The 15538-nt window shown below is 37.5% G+C and carries 18 protein-coding genes and 3 tRNA genes; 9 read left to right on the top strand and 12 right to left on the bottom strand.

The genetic code is table 11. The features are described from left to right. Positions 1-62 precede the first annotated feature (62 nt). The 8 genes from FTT88_RS08940 to FTT88_RS08905 form a co-directional block, all read right to left on the bottom strand. Complete coding sequence (locus FTT88_RS08940) at positions 63-1634, bottom strand: hypothetical protein (protein WP_180173879.1); 1572 nt, start codon at positions 1632-1634, stop codon at positions 63-65. A 4-nt stretch (positions 1635-1638) separates the two neighbouring features. Beyond that, positions 1639-3339, bottom strand: coding sequence for a hypothetical protein (locus FTT88_RS08935; protein WP_180173878.1), 1701 nt, complete (start codon positions 3337-3339; stop codon positions 1639-1641). A gap of 42 nt (positions 3340-3381) precedes the next feature. Then, the gene (locus FTT88_RS08930) at positions 3382-4482 is read right to left on the bottom strand and encodes a cysteine desulfurase family protein (protein WP_180173877.1); all 1101 of its coding nucleotides are present in this window, start codon (positions 4480-4482) and stop codon (positions 3382-3384) included. Positions 4483-4834: 352 nt separating this feature from the next. Continuing rightward, the gene (locus FTT88_RS08925; RefSeq protein WP_180173876.1) at positions 4835-5581 is read right to left on the bottom strand and encodes an ATP-binding protein; all 747 of its coding nucleotides are present in this window, start codon (positions 5579-5581) and stop codon (positions 4835-4837) included. Between the two features lie 10 nt (positions 5582-5591). Continuing rightward, on the bottom strand, positions 5592-6176 hold the full coding sequence (locus FTT88_RS08920) for a DUF1376 domain-containing protein (protein ID WP_131290388.1): 585 nt from the start codon (positions 6174-6176) through the stop codon (positions 5592-5594). Positions 6177-6248: 72 nt separating this feature from the next. Then, entirely contained in the window at positions 6249-6497 is a 249-nt protein-coding gene (locus FTT88_RS08915; protein WP_004895356.1) for a hypothetical protein, read from the bottom strand. Continuing rightward, positions 6490-7671: a site-specific integrase gene (locus tag FTT88_RS08910; protein ID WP_180164501.1), complete on the bottom strand. Its 1182-nt coding sequence runs from the start codon at positions 7669-7671 to the stop codon at positions 6490-6492. Before FTT88_RS08910 ends, FTT88_RS08915 begins: the two co-directional genes overlap by 8 nt. Positions 7672-7690: 19 nt before the next feature. Further along, a complete protein-coding gene (locus FTT88_RS08905; RefSeq protein WP_000122748.1) occupies positions 7691-7900 on the bottom strand; it encodes a hypothetical protein in 210 nt (69 codons plus the stop codon). A gap of 111 nt (positions 7901-8011) precedes the next feature. On the opposite strand from FTT88_RS08905, the gene FTT88_RS08900 reads away from it, so the two are divergent. Further along, on the top strand, positions 8012-8227 hold the full coding sequence (locus FTT88_RS08900) for a helix-turn-helix transcriptional regulator (protein WP_106985268.1): 216 nt from the start codon (positions 8012-8014) through the stop codon (positions 8225-8227). Between the two features lie 486 nt (positions 8228-8713). Here the strand turns inward: FTT88_RS08900 and FTT88_RS08895 are convergent. The 3 genes from FTT88_RS08895 to FTT88_RS08885 all read right to left on the bottom strand — a co-directional run bounded on the left by FTT88_RS08895 (position 8714) and on the right by FTT88_RS08885 (position 9031). Continuing rightward, positions 8714-8789, bottom strand: a tRNA-Gly gene (locus FTT88_RS08895). 46 nt (positions 8790-8835) lie between these two features. After that, positions 8836-8911, bottom strand: a tRNA-Gly gene (locus tag FTT88_RS08890). Positions 8912-8958: 47 nt separating this feature from the next. Continuing rightward, positions 8959-9031: transfer RNA gene (locus FTT88_RS08885), tRNA-Gly, on the bottom strand. A gap of 242 nt (positions 9032-9273) precedes the next feature. On the opposite strand from FTT88_RS08885, the gene FTT88_RS08880 reads away from it, so the two are divergent. The 5 genes from FTT88_RS08880 to FTT88_RS08860 all read left to right on the top strand — a co-directional run bounded on the left by FTT88_RS08880 (position 9274) and on the right by FTT88_RS08860 (position 12205). Next, the gene (locus FTT88_RS08880; RefSeq protein WP_180039831.1) at positions 9274-9585 is read left to right on the top strand and encodes a BolA family transcriptional regulator; all 312 of its coding nucleotides are present in this window, start codon (positions 9274-9276) and stop codon (positions 9583-9585) included. 8 nt (positions 9586-9593) lie between these two features. Continuing rightward, on the top strand, positions 9594-9986 hold the full coding sequence (locus FTT88_RS08875; protein WP_180105959.1) for a SirB2 family protein: 393 nt from the start codon (positions 9594-9596) through the stop codon (positions 9984-9986). A gap of 63 nt (positions 9987-10049) precedes the next feature. Beyond that, complete coding sequence (locus FTT88_RS08870) at positions 10050-10886, top strand: ParA family protein (protein ID WP_180003554.1); 837 nt, start codon at positions 10050-10052, stop codon at positions 10884-10886. A 13-nt stretch (positions 10887-10899) separates the two neighbouring features. Continuing rightward, positions 10900-11304 carry a hypothetical protein gene (locus FTT88_RS08865; protein WP_078191516.1) on the top strand — a complete coding sequence of 135 codons (405 nt, stop codon included), beginning with the start codon at positions 10900-10902 and terminating at the stop codon, positions 11302-11304. Between the two features lie 307 nt (positions 11305-11611). Further along, a complete protein-coding gene (locus tag FTT88_RS08860; RefSeq protein ID WP_168378830.1) occupies positions 11612-12205 on the top strand; it encodes a LysE family translocator in 594 nt (197 codons plus the stop codon). 19 nt (positions 12206-12224) lie between these two features. Here the strand turns inward: FTT88_RS08860 and FTT88_RS08855 are convergent, their stop codons facing one another. After that, entirely contained in the window at positions 12225-12851 is a 627-nt protein-coding gene (locus FTT88_RS08855) for a DedA family protein (protein ID WP_078191514.1), read from the bottom strand. Positions 12852-13045: 194 nt separating this feature from the next. Between FTT88_RS08855 and FTT88_RS08850 the strand changes: the two genes are divergently transcribed. The 3 genes from FTT88_RS08850 to FTT88_RS17120 all read left to right on the top strand — a co-directional run. Beyond that, on the top strand, positions 13046-13468 hold the full coding sequence (locus FTT88_RS08850; RefSeq protein WP_180022191.1) for a DoxX family protein: 423 nt from the start codon (positions 13046-13048) through the stop codon (positions 13466-13468). A 212-nt stretch (positions 13469-13680) separates the two neighbouring features. After that, a complete protein-coding gene (gene guaA, locus FTT88_RS08845; RefSeq protein WP_180173875.1) occupies positions 13681-15249 on the top strand; it encodes a glutamine-hydrolyzing GMP synthase in 1569 nt (522 codons plus the stop codon). 22 nt (positions 15250-15271) lie between these two features. Continuing rightward, a partial coding sequence (locus FTT88_RS17120) for a hypothetical protein (protein WP_218955730.1) occupies positions 15272-15538 on the top strand: 267 nt, incomplete at its 3' end.

Here is a 15538-nt window from a genome sequence, read left to right as displayed (position 1 = left end):
ATTAACTAAAAAGTTTTTATAACTCTCTAAAAAAAAGTCAGTTTTCATCTTTATTCTCAAATTTAAGGGTTTTTTACAATAGAAACAGAGTCTGATAATTCGATCAGTAAACCTGATTGTTTTAAGCTTTCCTCAAACCAGTTCAATTTAATATCAGTTGTTGGATCACTTGACTGTTCATATTGCCATTGCAAAGCTTCTTGTAATTGCTCACCAAAAAATGAGATTGAAAAATGAGTTTGAATTCTGGCTAAAAACTCAGTCATTTGAATGCGTTTTCCAGCAGGAATTAAAGTGTAAACAAAGAGCCGAATCATATTCGCACTCAATACAAAACGTTGATGTCCACCTGTAATAGGAATTACAAGACCAATCGTTTTAGCCATTTTTTTAAAGACATCAAAGCTATGTTTATCAATATTGGTATATTCACTTTCTTGGACACCATGTTTTTTACCTTCTGCACGCAAAATTCGATAAATAATTTCTTCACTTTTTTGATAAGAATTTTCTGCATATTTGCGAATAGGATCTGATGTTATAGCTGTCGGTGAGCAAGCGATCCAAGCATAATGACCATGAAAGTTTTTTGTTTCATGGGCTGTTGTATCAAGTTGTCTTGAACGCGCCATAATGGAACGTAGAACTTGCATGACACAAAGTGTTTGTAATAACTCAATTTTTTCTAGTTTACTAATATTAGATTTCAATAATGATAATAATTCGTTTGCAAATAAAAAAGCTTCAAACACATAGTTCTTAGGTATAGTTGCTAATTTTGCATACGATAATTTTGCTTTTGGAAGGTCGAAGTCTTCTAGAGCATCTTCAATAAAATCACAAATCTTTTCAATTGATTGAGTCTCACTTCTGAATAATTTATTGAGTTCATTTTCGAGTTGTTGTTGTAAATGCTCTAAATTAAATTCAAGATGTTTATACTGGTCAGTAGATGCTATTTTTTGAATGAAATCTGTATTTTCAGTGATATTTGAGAAGAGATAACCTAATTGTAAAAATAAAACCTCACCACCACGGGCCATGAAATTATGATCGCTGAGTGAGAATTTTACAGTACTCTCTTCCCAATCATTAAAGTTTTCAGTCGTATGAGACCAAGTAATTTCACGACCTAATAGCATAGGTGTTATTGGCAGGAAATTGTAAGTTGACCACGTTCGATTTTTTGCAACGCCTACAAAACCATAAAGTAAAGCTTGCAAAGTTTGTACAAGTTGATTTTTTTCTGTCGCAGAAATAGAAGGGCTCATTCTATTCTTTAATTGTTCAATCGCATTTAAAAACTCAATTTGATGTACAGGATGACGAGTTTCTAATTTTGATTGACTAAAAAAACTAAAAAATTTTAATGCTAATCGTGTAGATGGGCAATAATGAGTTGTTTGGTCATTTACTTGAAAACTATTTTCACCAAAAGTATTTTTATTTTCATCTGCTTTTGATGAGTTAAAAACTAATAAAAATTCTGATAAATATTCTGTTGGTGTTTGATCTGCATAAAATCGGCGTCCAAAAATATCTAAGGCAATATTAGGTTTTTTGTCTCTATTAGATGGATTTTGATTCGGGGTATTTGTCTTAGGGAAATAACTATATGTATTTAAAGTGCTCAACGAATTAATCCTCTAAAGTTAAGGTTTTATTTTGTTTTAAGTCTAACTCAATTTTAATAACATTTTCTTGAATATCACCATTAGATAAAGTACGTACTAGAGTAATTTCATCTTCATAGTCAATTTCGGAATACTCGATAAGACTTAATTTAAATCGTTCTAATTGAGTTTTATAAATAGGTGTGAGAGACTCTGTGATATCACCTTTAATAATATTTTGAATATAGTCAAGTAAAGGTAAGCTTAACTCCAAGCGGACTTCATTTTTCTTTTTAAGAGTCAAATAGGGTTGTTGTTTATTATCACAGTAATTAACAACGAATTCTTTTTCCATAAAGCTACAAATTTTAATTTGTGCGATTTGAAATATGGAACTATCTGACCGTTTTAATGTAATGTTTAAATATTTATCCTCACTTATACCGCTGAAAAATAAATTGAGAGCTTGTAAACTCATTTTTTTAATTTGACGAGCATCCTCGGCCATAAATTTTTGATTATCTAAACGCCATTCACTATATTTTTCAATATTAGGGGATCCTAAAAATTGTGCTTGAGCATTGATATATGTGGTTGGGTATAAATTATACATAAATATTAAACGTCTTAAAGCAGGTTTAAAAAGATGTATATCACTATCTTGATCTGTTTTAATGTAGTTTTTAATTATGCTGTACAAGGATGGGGTAATACCTTCAAAATTATTAAGATCAGCTATAAATTTTTCGATTTCTAAACTGCGATAACCTGCGAAGTTTAATGTATGAAGTAAATGAATCGCTGGAAGTTTAAATGCACTTTCCCATGGAAGATGGTTTTGATAGCCAAAAAATAAGTCACTAAAAATAATAGGATTTATAGGGGAGTCTTCAAGTTGGAAACCACCTGTCAATGATGCGCAGAAATGAGCAAGCATTTGTCTAAGGGTTAAACGTTTTTCATAATTGAGTAAGTATAAATAAAGTAAACGTATACTATGAATGACATTTTCTACATTATTTTTTATAGAAAGGTAATTTTGAATAATAGGATGTTGAGGGTGGTTTTCAACTAATTCATGCCATGAGCTGTGTTGAATAATTTTTTTAAATATTGATAGTGCAACTTCAATATTGTCTAATTTGGCTATATTGATAATGAAAAGTTTTTTATTTTGAATGTTGAGGCTTAAATTTAAATGATCTAAACTTTCTAATTGATCAGAAATATAGATTTCTTTATCTAGTAAACTAAAAATTTCAGATTCAATATCTTGTGTCAAGTCAATAGATTTTAGATATTCAGTAATAGAAGTAAGTAGTGGTCCAGTATTACTTACGATCAACCAATTGTCTGGTTCATTAAATGCTTGAGAGAGCCATTTTATCCGTTCAGATAAACTTAACTCACTCATATCTTTTAAAATGTTTAAATTATATTTTTCTGAATATTCATGTTTTTGAAAAGTATGCTGCTGAAATTTTTCATCTAAACGTTTAATTAAATCAAACGCAATGGTTGATTTTCCATCGCCAGCATGTCCAGTAATAATAATGATATTATTTTTATCTTTTGTAAGCAGATTATAGATATGTTGAACAATAGGAAATTCTGAGTAAATATCATTAAAATATGTTGTATTAATTTGTGATTCTGCTAAAGCGTTTGCTCCAGCTGGCGTTAAATTATGTAAGGAATTTAAATAGCTTATAAAATCAAGAGTCATTTTTTCTTTTCCAAAAAATTATTTCAAAGTAAAAAGGCATAATTAATGTATTAAGTTTCTCAAAAGTTTATCAATATCTTCTTTTGAAGTTGTGAAACCTAAGCTAACTCGTAATGTAGATAATCCTTCTTCTGTAGAGAGTCCTATTTCTTTCAGGACATAAGAAACTTCTACATTGAGTGATGAACAGGCTGATCCATTTGAGCAAAGAATTTTAGAGTTAGCGATAAATAATTGACTGTCTAAATGGGGTACCGTAAAGTTAATAATATGTGGAATTGCATTTTCGACAGGCGTATTTAATTTCCATCCTAAATTTACAATTTTTTCTTTTAGATAATTTGATAAATCTTCAAAATATCCTTGATGTTGAGATAACATCTCGTCAGTTGCCGCTGTGGCAAAAGCAAGAATTAAGGGAGTTGCAAGAGTGCCTCCACGTAATCCAAATTCTTGACCTGCCCCATGAATAATAGGGTGTAGTTTAGTTTCGCGTATATCTCTGATGTATAAAGCTCCAATACCTTTAGGGCCATAAATTTTATGTGCAGAAAGGGAAAGAAAATCAATATTTAATTCATCCACATCAATTTTTACTTTTAGATAAGATTGCGCGGCATCAACATGAAATTTGATATTTTTTTTGAAGCAAGCATCGCCAATTTCTTTGATAGGTTGAATAGATCCTAGTTCATTATTTACATGCATAATGCTAACAAGTACTGTATCTTCACGCATATGTGAAATAATATCTTGTGCTTTTACAATGCCATTTAGTTGTGGTGCAATATAAGTGATTTCATAATCAAATTCTTTTTTTAAAAAATTACAAATAGATAAGACACATTTATGTTCGATAGTGCTTGTTATAATATGCTTGCCTTTTTTTGTGTTAGCGAGTAGATAACCTTTAATTGCTAAATTATTTGACTCAGATGCTCCACTCGTAAAAACTATTTCACTTTTATATGCTCCAATTGACTCCGCAATTTTTCCACGGGCAATTTCTATTTTATCAGCAGAAGATTGGCCCATTTGATGAGCAGAAGAAGGATTTGAGTAATCTTCTTGAAAAGAACGAAACAATTCTGTTTTCACAGAAGGGAGCAACGGGGTCGAAGCAGCAAAGTCTAAATAAACCATCTTCTACATAAATCCACGATTATGTTTTGATAATACATCTGGACGTCTTAGTTTTCAAAAAAAAAATCATGGTATACGTCAAATTATGTCGTTGAATCACTTGCGCTTTATTTTAATAGTTTAGCCAGTTGGTATAAATTTTAATAAATGCAACTTAGCAAGCGACCCTGTGAGCTTCAACTTAAAAATGAGAGGAGTTCACACCCTCTTCTGGAATTTTTTTCCACATGCTAAAGGCCATTACTTTGGTAACATTACTAACTGAAAAGCCAATTATCTTAGTAAGATAATTGGCTTAATTAGACTTTACTCTTATCCGATTATCCGATTATCCGATTATCCGATTATCCGATTATCCGATTATCCGATTATCCTCCCAATAACACGGTACTACAATCAGATTGTTTTCATGTAACCGTGACCATAATCTTACACCTAAATCCCGCTGCATATTTTGGACTGTGAAATTGGAAATCAGTAGGGTAGATTTCATATTGTCATAACGACTATACAAAACCTTATGCACCATCTCCAGGCGTTTTTCATGCCGGTCATGCAGGCCATATTCATCAATTACCAATAAATCAAAACTGGAGAAATGGTCGATGACTTCTTTCTCTGAGCGTGAAGTATCTGACCAGGTATCCATCATTTTTTGAGCAATTTCTGCACTGGTATAGTAGCGTGCAGATTTTGTACTGTTATGCAGAATGTTGCGAATAATTGATGCGCTCAGATGGGTTTTACCTGTACCCGGTGTACCAATCATCAACATGTTCGGGTTGTGGTCAGAAATAATCTGCTGTGCAAAGGCCTGACATAGCTTGATGGCATTCTCTTGTGCAGGGCATGCAACTACATAATTCTTGAAGCCACGATCCAGGTAGCGTTTATTGAGCCCTGAATTTTTAATTTTCTGTTGTAGCAATCGCTGTTGCAGTTCATTCTCATAGGCTGCATGTGAGTGATGAACGGTTTCTTTGGCACACAATTTACAGAGCCTGTGACCTGCAATTTCCATCAGGGGGATATGATGGGTAGGGCAAAGTGTTTCCGTTGTTTCTGCGCGAAACTGGAGCATTTTAAGCATGGTATTCATGGCTAATCTCCTAAATCCATTTTGAATTTTCTAAAAAATTCTCATTTTTTTCTTCAAAATTTGAAGATGAAGATGAAGATGAAGATGAAGATGAAGATGAAGATGAAGATGAAGATGAAGATGAAGATGAAGATGAAGATGAAGGGCATGGTTCAAGCATGACTTGAGTAATACTCGGGCTCTTCTCAGGAGCTGCTTGAGCATTTACTTTTCGTTGCTTAGTTGATGCTTGAGCATTACTTGCGGATTTATTCCAGCGTGCTTGAGCTGCATTTTTAGCTTTATCAGATTTCATTTGCTGATTTTGCAATGCCTGGCTTTTTAAACTGGTTAAAAAACTTGAATGAATCTGCTCAGACTCGACTTCAAACAATTCCAGAGCCATCAGCGTATTCAACAAAGTTTTAGCCTTGGTGTGCTGCGGTAATTTCGTGATGCTACATACAGTAGCTAGGTCATGAGGAATGGCACCATTTTTCCAGAAATCCATCATTAACAGCAGTGCCGCACCAATTTGTTCTGCCGTCATTCGTGCAAATTTTGCCTGTAGGTCGCCAATATAGAGTGGCATCCAAATTGAAATATCTTTATGCATGTGTTCACCTTTTTATAGGTATAGAGGGGCTAAGGTCATCGATTGGATGACCTTCTGTCTGTGTTTGTTTTATTAGTGAGCGAGACTCATTAAGCGGAGACGGGCCTGTTGGGCCAAGTCATCGTAATGGGCTTGCCCTTCATCCAACATTCGCTGTAACCAGAGTCTCAACGCCTGGTGATCATCGAAGCATTTATTGATTTCCAACAAAAAAGCTAGATTGTGAAGTTTGGGAATGTGTAGCTCATGGATTAATTCACGAGCGACCATATCTGCTTCAGGGCTGACGACCACACCACCAAAGAAAGCTTTACTATTCATGTGCAAGCTCCTCTGTATTTAGTTTTTCCAGCATGGCTTCAAATGCACTGCCATCGCGGCGCGTAACATTGGGGATGTAACGGCTATAGACCCGGAATAGCATTTCAGTCGTTGAATGTCCCAATTGACGTGCGATCCATTCCGGATTTTCTCCTGCTGACAGCCAAAGAGTTGCTGCTGTATGGCGTGTTTGATAGGCTCTTCTAGACTTCAAACCTAGAAAGCGCAAGATCGGATGCCAGACACGTTTATTCACCAGACGATAATCGAGAGGTCCACCATCACGATTGCAGAAAACAAACTCTGATTTACCATTATTTAAGCTTTTCTGTTGCAGAAAGGCTTGGTAAACGCGGTCATTCATCTGGATCGTGCGGTCAGAACCATAAGTTTTGGTTCCACCAAGCACACCATTCACTAACGCTTCTCTGATATGGATTTCACGACGTTGTAAGTCGATATTTTTCCATTGCAGACCATCGATTTCACTGGTACGCATACCCGTAAAAAAGCGAATGGTGTAATAGGGGCGGAAGTCTTCACGCACTGTGGTAAGAATTTTATGCACCTCTTCCAGAGAAAAAGGTGTGACTTCAATCTTGCTTTCCTTCAGATTGTTAATATTTTTATAAGGCGACTCAAACTCGTATCGTTCAGCCGCATCATTGAGTATCATACGTAAAGGCGTCATGATTTGATTGATCCTCGATGCTTTTAGACTTGTCTGATCTTTTCCGTGAGTCACTTTGGCGAGGGAAGCACGGAAGTTCAGCAAGTCTGACTTCTTGATTTTCGAGAGAACCTGATTACCAAAAGCAGGAATCAAATAATTTTTAATAATGATTGAAACCTTATGTTGATAAGATGTTCTCCACTCAATCTGTTTTTGTTTAAACCATAATTCAGTAAACTCTTTAAAAAGAGGAACCTTAGTTTGTACAGCGATTTGCTGACTTCTTTTTTCCTTAAACTGCTCGACACGTTTACTTTTGGGGAAGTACTTTTCATATTCGAAAGTTCCCAAAGTAATTTCAGCTTCAAGCTGCTCGAGACGTTTTTTCAAAATGCGACGATTATAGGCGTTGTCTTCAAGATTGGTTGTTTCTCTGCAACGAATGCCCATGTAGCGGAAATCGGCAATCAGTTTGCCGCTTCGTTCTCGGATGGTAGCCATCAGTTAGACCTCCTGAAACTTATTGCAAAGCATCCATGCTTAAACCAGTAAATTTAAGCATTTCAGTTTCAATGCGTTCCCAAACAAAAAGAATTTTACGACCACCGAAAGGACGGATGTAGTGCACACCTTCAATAAAGACACTATCCTTCAGTTGGTTGCGAATAGTACGAGCGTCGTACTGAATTTTTTCAGCCAGTTGTTGGGCTGTAAGATAGGTATATGACATAATAAAGCCTCTGATTTTTACTAGGTAACTAGGAAAAATTATTCCTTAGGCGTAATTTATCATATTTTTATGACTTTACAAGTACTTTTTACCATTTAAGTGGGAGATTTTATGATTATTTCAAACTTGGCAGTTTTACTAGCTGAGCGAAAGTTAAAAGTAGCTGATTTAGTTAGAAGTACAGGAATAAATAAATCTACATTGCATAAGCTCTATAACGATGAATCAGTCAGAATTGATTTTGAGACAATTGATAAGATTTGTGTGGCTTTAAATGTAGAAGTTGGTGATTTATTAATTTTTAAACAAAATGAAAATAATCAATAATATATATTGTATTTTGGTCACAGATGGTCACATCAAAATGTCAGTTGGTCACAAATTCAGTCTATGATTAGGATGATCGTTAAAATTTTTTATTAAGGGGTCGATTATATTTTTGAATAATTACTTCGATGGTGAAAGAACTCACTTTTTTATTGTAATTTTTTGGTCACCGATGGTCACATGAAAAAATTGATTGGTCACAAATTTAAGAAAATTAGTTCAAACCTTGAACTAAAATTCTATTTTCTAGGTCCAGTTTTTGGTTTTGGATGAGTTATAAAGTACATATAATTTGGTGAAATTTGAGGTTATTTAAAGTTATTTATAATGTGGTGGCACAAAATGGTCACATCTTGGTCACCGAAGATAGGGACGACTAATAAAACTTATAAGTAGGCTTTAGTAAATAATTCTAATTAGATTAAAAAACATTAATTAAATCAACAATAAAAAAGCCCCCATCTTTCGATGAGGGCTTTTTGAATTTGGAGCGGGAAAGGAGACTCGAACTCCCGACCCCAACCTTGGCAAGGTTATGCTCTACCAACTGAGCTATTCCCGCGGAGTCTATCCTGTTTTTTTACTAAAAAACTGAATCGAAAAAAATTTGGAGCGGGAAAGGAGACTCGAACTCCCGACCCCAACCTTGGCAAGGTTATGCTCTACCAACTGAGCTATTCCCGCGGAGTCTATCCAATTTTTTAAATAAAAAACCGAATGAAAAAATTTTGAGCGGGAAAGGAGACTCGAACTCCCGACCCCAACCTTGGCAAGGTTATGCTCTACCAACTGAGCTATTCCCGCATAGCCACGTATAATACATTAAGGATTTTTCAGGTCAATAACTTTATGAAAATCTGTGCATCGTTTGCATAAAATAAAAACAATTTGTTTGAAATTCGGAAGATTTTTGCAGGTCAAAGGCTTCCATTTTGATGAAATCATGCAATTCAGATGGTTTCAGCAAGTTTGCGACACAAGAACTTGAACAAATACAGGCTATACTAAGACCAGTTGAACCTTTTTTTGAATTTGGGAGAGCCGTTTTGAGTTTAGAACAGCAATTAATTGAGCGTCTACAGACATTAGCGCCTACACATCTTGAAGTGGTGAATGAGTCCGCAGGTCATGGTGGTTATTTCCCAGGTAAAGAGTCGCATTTTAAAGCAGTGATCGTGAGTGAGGCATTTGCAGGTTTGCGTTTGGTGCAACGTCATCAAAAAGTCTATGCCGCAGCAGGTGATTTACTTAGTCCGGGGCAAATTCATGCTTTGGCCATTCATGCGTTTTTACCCGAAGAATGGAATGGTCAAGACACTACTAGCCCTGAATGTGCGCATGCACCTAAGTCATCTTAAGGTGAGCCATGGAAACGCAATTAATCATTAAAATCATTCATATGTGTGGTGTGGCTTTAGGCTGTGCTGCCATTTTCATTCGTGCTTTTACGTTGTTTAAAGGGACGCAGGGCAATTTACCCAATCCAGCAGGCCGGAAGTTTTTTGTTGCTTTGCAACATGGCTCAATGACATTAATTGCCGTAACAGGAATTATCTTATTGTTTATGAAAAACTTTGATGTGCAGCCATGGTTCTATGCCAAAGTTGTATTATTTCTAGCGCTGCTGTCTTCTTTATCTAAAGCGTATAAAAAAGATGACAGTATTTTATTGGTTCAGCGCCGTGCGGGCTTATTTATTGCAGCTATTGCACTTATTTTCATCATTACATTGGTTATAATCAAACCAGTTTTTGGATAAATGGCTTATCCACATGGCCGATTTCAAGGCTTGAGTAGAAAAACAAAGATTAGAGGGTTTTGAATGCGTACGCGTGTGGTATTTAACCAAAAAGGTGGTGTGGGGAAATCGAGTATTACGGTCAATTTAGCGGCGATAAGCGCGCACCAAGGTTTAAAAACTTTGGTGATTGACCTCGACCCTCAAGCCAATTCAAGTCAATATTTGTTGGGGGATGATGCGACGTATTCGGCAGATAAGCCTGCACTTGAACCCAATATTGAAAATTATTTTGAAGAAGTCTTGGGGACACAACAAAGTAAAGGTTTGTTGGGAAATGCCATCGGTTCGATTTTGAAAGGTCGTGCCAAAGGTTTGGAAAGCTATGTGCATGCATCACCTTATCCACGCTTAGATGTGATTCCTGCCAGTCCAAATTTAGGCGCGTTGGCACATGCCTTAGAATCTAAGCATAAAATTTACAAACTCCGCGATGCTTTGCAGCAGATGAGCGGTCAATATGATCGAGTGTTTATTGATACACCGCCGGCCTTTAACTTTTTTACCTTATCTGCGTTGATTGCGGCAGATCGCGTGCTGATTCCATTTGACTGCGATGTGTTTTCAAAACGTGCCTTACAGACCCTGATCGAAAATGTGTTAGAAACGCAGGATGATCATAATGATCATTTAGAAATTGAAGGCATTGTGGTCAATCAATTTCAGGCACAGGCGAAGTTGCCGCGCGAAGTTGTACAACAACTCAAAGATGAAGGACTTCCTGTATTGGACAGCATGTTACCGCCTTCGGTGCTGATGAAAGAATCTCATCATAAAAATCAACCTTTAATCCATTTGGCTGCAGATCATAAATTGACGCAAGCCTATCAATCATTGTTCAATGAAATTGAGCAAAAGTAGTATCGAGAAAAGTATGAATGCACTTAAATGTGGTCTAGTTGCTTTCACTGCTGTTGTATTGGGTGCATGTGCAAGTACGCCAAAACCAAGCTATGTTTCACCTACACAGTATCAGTCTTTGAGTTGCCAACAATTGCAAAGCGAATACAACCGAATCCACGACTATATTCAAAATGGTGTAGAAACACCGAAGCGTACAGGCGTTGGTGTGGGTGTAGGCCTTGGTGGTGGCTGGGGCAGCCGTGGAGGTTGGGGCATTGGTCCGAGTATTTCGGTCAATATGGGACAATCTTCAAATACCAAACGTACCGAACTTTCACGCGTTCTAGGTGAGCAAGAAGCGATTGTACAGGCAGCAAAATTTAAAGGTTGTCCGATTATCGTTCGCGCAAATTCGGCTACCGCAGCAAAATCATAAGCGGATCATGAGCTGAGGCTTAGGCCTGTGCTATGAGAAAAGTGTAATAAAATTTGTCAGTAGGTGAGGCGTCTACTGGCATTTTTTTTGAGCCAAATAAACTGCACTGTTTAGAGCCAATAAAATATTTAAATCTATGAAAAAATTAAATTAAATATTATTGGTGTATTTCAATACTTCCTTCTGGTCTTGAACATTCAGCGTGAGTGCATTGACTTGTACAAGGATAAAACTGACCTAGCGCGTACTTGTTTTTTTAAATTCATTTCGGCTAAGGTGTGCGCTTTGAAACATTGTCTGGGTATTTATGATTGAGAGTTGGCTTTTTGTATTGGCAATGATTGCGGTGATGATGACGCCGGGACCTAGCAATGCACTAATGGCAAGCTCTGCACATCAACAAGGCATTGCAAAGACGTGCATGCTGATTCCTGCAGAATTATTGGGCTATTTCTATGCCATTAATTTGTGGGCGTTGATTATTCATTTAAGCGCTCCAGTGTGGCCGAATTTAATTCACTTGCTACATTTTCTCAGTATTGCCTATGTTTTATGGTTGGCTTTTCATTTGTGGAAATCGACGCATTTACATCAGTACAATCAAAAACATCCTTCAATTCAACCACGTGAATTATTTATTTCCTCGTTAAAAAATCCTAAAGCGTTGCTTTTTGCTGCAGGTATTTTCCCAATTGAAACTTGGGCTAGCCCATTAAATTTTATTTTGGTTTTCGCTGTATTTAGCGTGGTTTTGCTACCAGTTGCATTGTTTTGGATGTCATTTGGACGGACGATTTTGGCCGGTAAGACCCAAAAAATTAAGGCCGATCTTCTGTATAAAGGATCGGCCCTGATGCTGATTTTATGTATGTTTCCCGTGGTTTTACGCTTTTTTGCTTAAAGGCGTTCACCACATCGGTTTATTTCTTTAATTTTGCTCGAATAAAACCAATCACGCCCGGTAAAACACTAATAATAATGATGCCGAAGATCAGATGGGTGAAGTTATCTTTCACGATGGGCATATTGCCAAATAAATAACCCAAAGTGATAAATGAGCCAACCCAACAAATCGCACCAATCATGTTAAAAGTCAGGAAGTACTTATAGTTCATGCTGCCTGCACCTGCGACAAAAGGCGCGAAGGTTCGTGCAAAAGGAATAAAGCGGGCAAAAATAATGGTTTTACCACCGTGTTTTTCAAAGAATTTTTGCGTATTGACCAAATGTTGACGGTTAATGAAGCGTGATTCAATTTCAAAGACACGTGGGCCAATATATTTACCAATATGGTAATTCAGCGTGTCGCCCAAGACCGCAGCGATAAACAGCAAAATCACCAAAACCCATGGATCCATGGCACCTGTTGACGCAGCGAGCGCGCCTGCTGCAAACAGAAGACTGTCACCCGGTAAAAAGGGCATGACCACTAAACCGGTTTCAACAAAAATAATCAGGAACAGAATTGCATAAATCCATACGCCATAATTGGTAATGAACTCGAGTAAATGGTCATCAACATGTAGTATAAAATCAATCAGTTCCATGGGGCTTATATGCGTAAAATAGTGGTCTGATGCTATCAGTCTGGGGCAGCAAAGTCAGTATTAAAACGTAATTAATTATCAGTAAAATCGTTCTATATATGGAATGATGAATATTATAAAAGCATATTTAAAGAGAATAAGAAACGACCTAATCTAAGCACATCTTTTGAACAGTATTAAAAATAGGTTTCAGTATGTTTAATCCAAATCTTATAGTGAAAAATCTGAGTCAACAGCCGCAAATCAATGCAGTGATCAGTCTGGTTGCACGTATTTTGATGGCTTATATTTTTATTGTGGCAGGTTGGGGCAAAATTACCGCTTACACTGCAACCGCAGGTTATATGGAGTCAATGGGTGTACCGGCAGGGCTACTTCCGATCACCATTTTAGTCGAGTTGGGTGGTGGCTTAGCTTTATTGTTTGGTTTTCAAGCGCGTTTTGCGGCACTGGGTCTAACCGTATTTAGTTTAATCACTGCATTTTTATTCCATGGGGGTGCAGAAGATGGCATTAACTTTATGAAAAATTTGGCGATGTCAGGCGGCTTATTATTTCTCATGTTACATGGTGCAGGTAAATTTAGTTTTGATCATTGGATTGAAAAATCAAAATAAAGCGGTTATGAGTCCGAGCATCCATCAAAGCGGCGTTCTGCCGCTTTTTTCATGTCTATCGCTGATTTAAAGCAAATCAATAAAGCCCTGAAATGTGTTGTAAAAAACATCGTTTGGCTTGTGGTTTTTGTCCCTGTCCGAATAGTGTGCGAAAGTCCAAGAAAAATGTTAGAATACGGCGCTTATATTCGTTGCCTGCATAGTTGTTTGCCATGACTACCAATACCCAAATTACTGAAGACCGTATCCTGATTTTGGATTTCGGTTCTCAATATAGTCAGCTTATTGCACGTCGTGTACGTGAAGCTGGTGTTTATTCAGAAATGTACGCATTTGATATGTCTGAAGAAGACATTCGTGCATTTAACCCAAACGGGATCATTCTTTCAGGTGGTCCAGAAAGTGTTCATGAAGAAGGTAGTCCGCGCGCACCACAAGTTGTATTTGAACTTGGTGTACCTGTTTTAGGTATTTGCTATGGTCTACAAACCATGTCAGAACAGCTTGGCGGTAAAGTTGAGCCAGGTACTGTGCATGAATTTGGTTATGCAGAAGTTGATATTAAAGTCCGTGATGCTTTAATTGGTGATCTTGAAGATACCAAAGACCAATTAAAAGTGTGGATGAGTCATGGCGATAAAGTGACTCAAATTCCTGAAGGTTTCCAAGTCTCTGCAAGCACACCAAGCTGCCCAGTGGCGATGGTTTCTGATGAAAAACGTCGTTTCTACGGTATCCAATTCCACCCAGAAGTAACTCATACTGCGAAAGGTGCTGAGTTATTGTCTAACTTCGTACATGGCGTATGTGGTTGCCGTAACTTGTGGAACTCAGAAAACATCATCGATCTTCGCGTAGAACAACTTCGTGAGCAAATTGGTGATCAAAAAGTTCTCTTGGGTCTTTCAGGCGGCGTCGATTCATCTGTTGTAGCTGCACTTTTACACCGTGCGATTGGCGACCAATTGACTTGTGTATTCGTAGATAACGGTTTACTTCGTTTGAACGAAGGCGAACAAGTGATGGACATGTTTGCGAAAAACATGGGTATCCGCGTGATTCGTGCCGACGCTGAAAATCGCTTTTTAACAGCACTTGCTGGTGAAGTTGATCCAGAGAAAAAACGTAAAATCATTGGTCGTGAATTCATTGAAGTGTTTGCTGAAGAAGCACGTAAGCTTGACGGTGTGAACTTCCTTGCTCAAGGTACCATTTACCCAGACGTAATTGAATCTGCGGCAAGCAAACAAGGTAAAGCACACGTGATTAAATCACACCACAACGTGGGTGGTTTACCAGAAGATTTAGCATTCGAATTGGTTGAGCCAATCCGTGATTTGTTCAAAGACGAAGTACGCCGTTTAGGTACAACTCTTGGTCTTCCATTTGAAATGCTTTACCGTCATCCATTCCCAGGCCCAGGTCTAGGTGTACGTATTCTTGGTGAAGTGAAAAAAGAATATGCAGATATCCTTCGTCTAGCAGATGACATCTTCATGCAAGAACTTCGCGCAAGCGGCTGGTATGACAAAACTGCGCAAGCATTTGCTGTATTCCAACCCGTGAAATCGGTTGGTGTGGTGGGTGATGGCCGCCGTTATGCATGGGTGATCGCGCTTCGTGCTGTAGAAACTGTGGACTTTATGACTGCACGTTTTGCACACCTTCCTTATGATCTTGTAGACAAGATTTCTACACGTATCATGAACGAGATTGCTGAAGTTTCTCGTGTTGTTTATGACGTATCGTCTAAACCACCTGCAACTATTGAATGGGAGTAAAACTGGCACGAAGCACTGCTTCGTGCCAGTTTTACTCCAAGAGCTATGCTCGCGGCAGTTTTGGATTTCAAGAAACAACATTTCTTGCCTAAATTACGGCAAAGGCTATGCCTGCGCCAGACTGGGGTTTCACGAAGCACTGCTTCGTGCCAGTTTTACGCCAAGAGCTATGCTCGCGGCAGTTTTGGATTTCAAGAAACAACATTTCTTGCCTAAATTACGGCAAAGGCTATGCCTGCGCCAGACTGGGGTTTCACGAAGCACTGCTTCGTGCCAGTTTTACGCCAAC

The organism is Acinetobacter sp. YH01024, from assembly GCF_013420195.1.
GTDB classification, from domain to species: Bacteria; Pseudomonadota; Gammaproteobacteria; order Pseudomonadales; family Moraxellaceae; genus Acinetobacter; species Acinetobacter amyesii.
The sequence above is the reverse complement of the archived record's forward strand: the minus strand, read 5'-3'. Positions and strand labels throughout refer to the sequence as shown.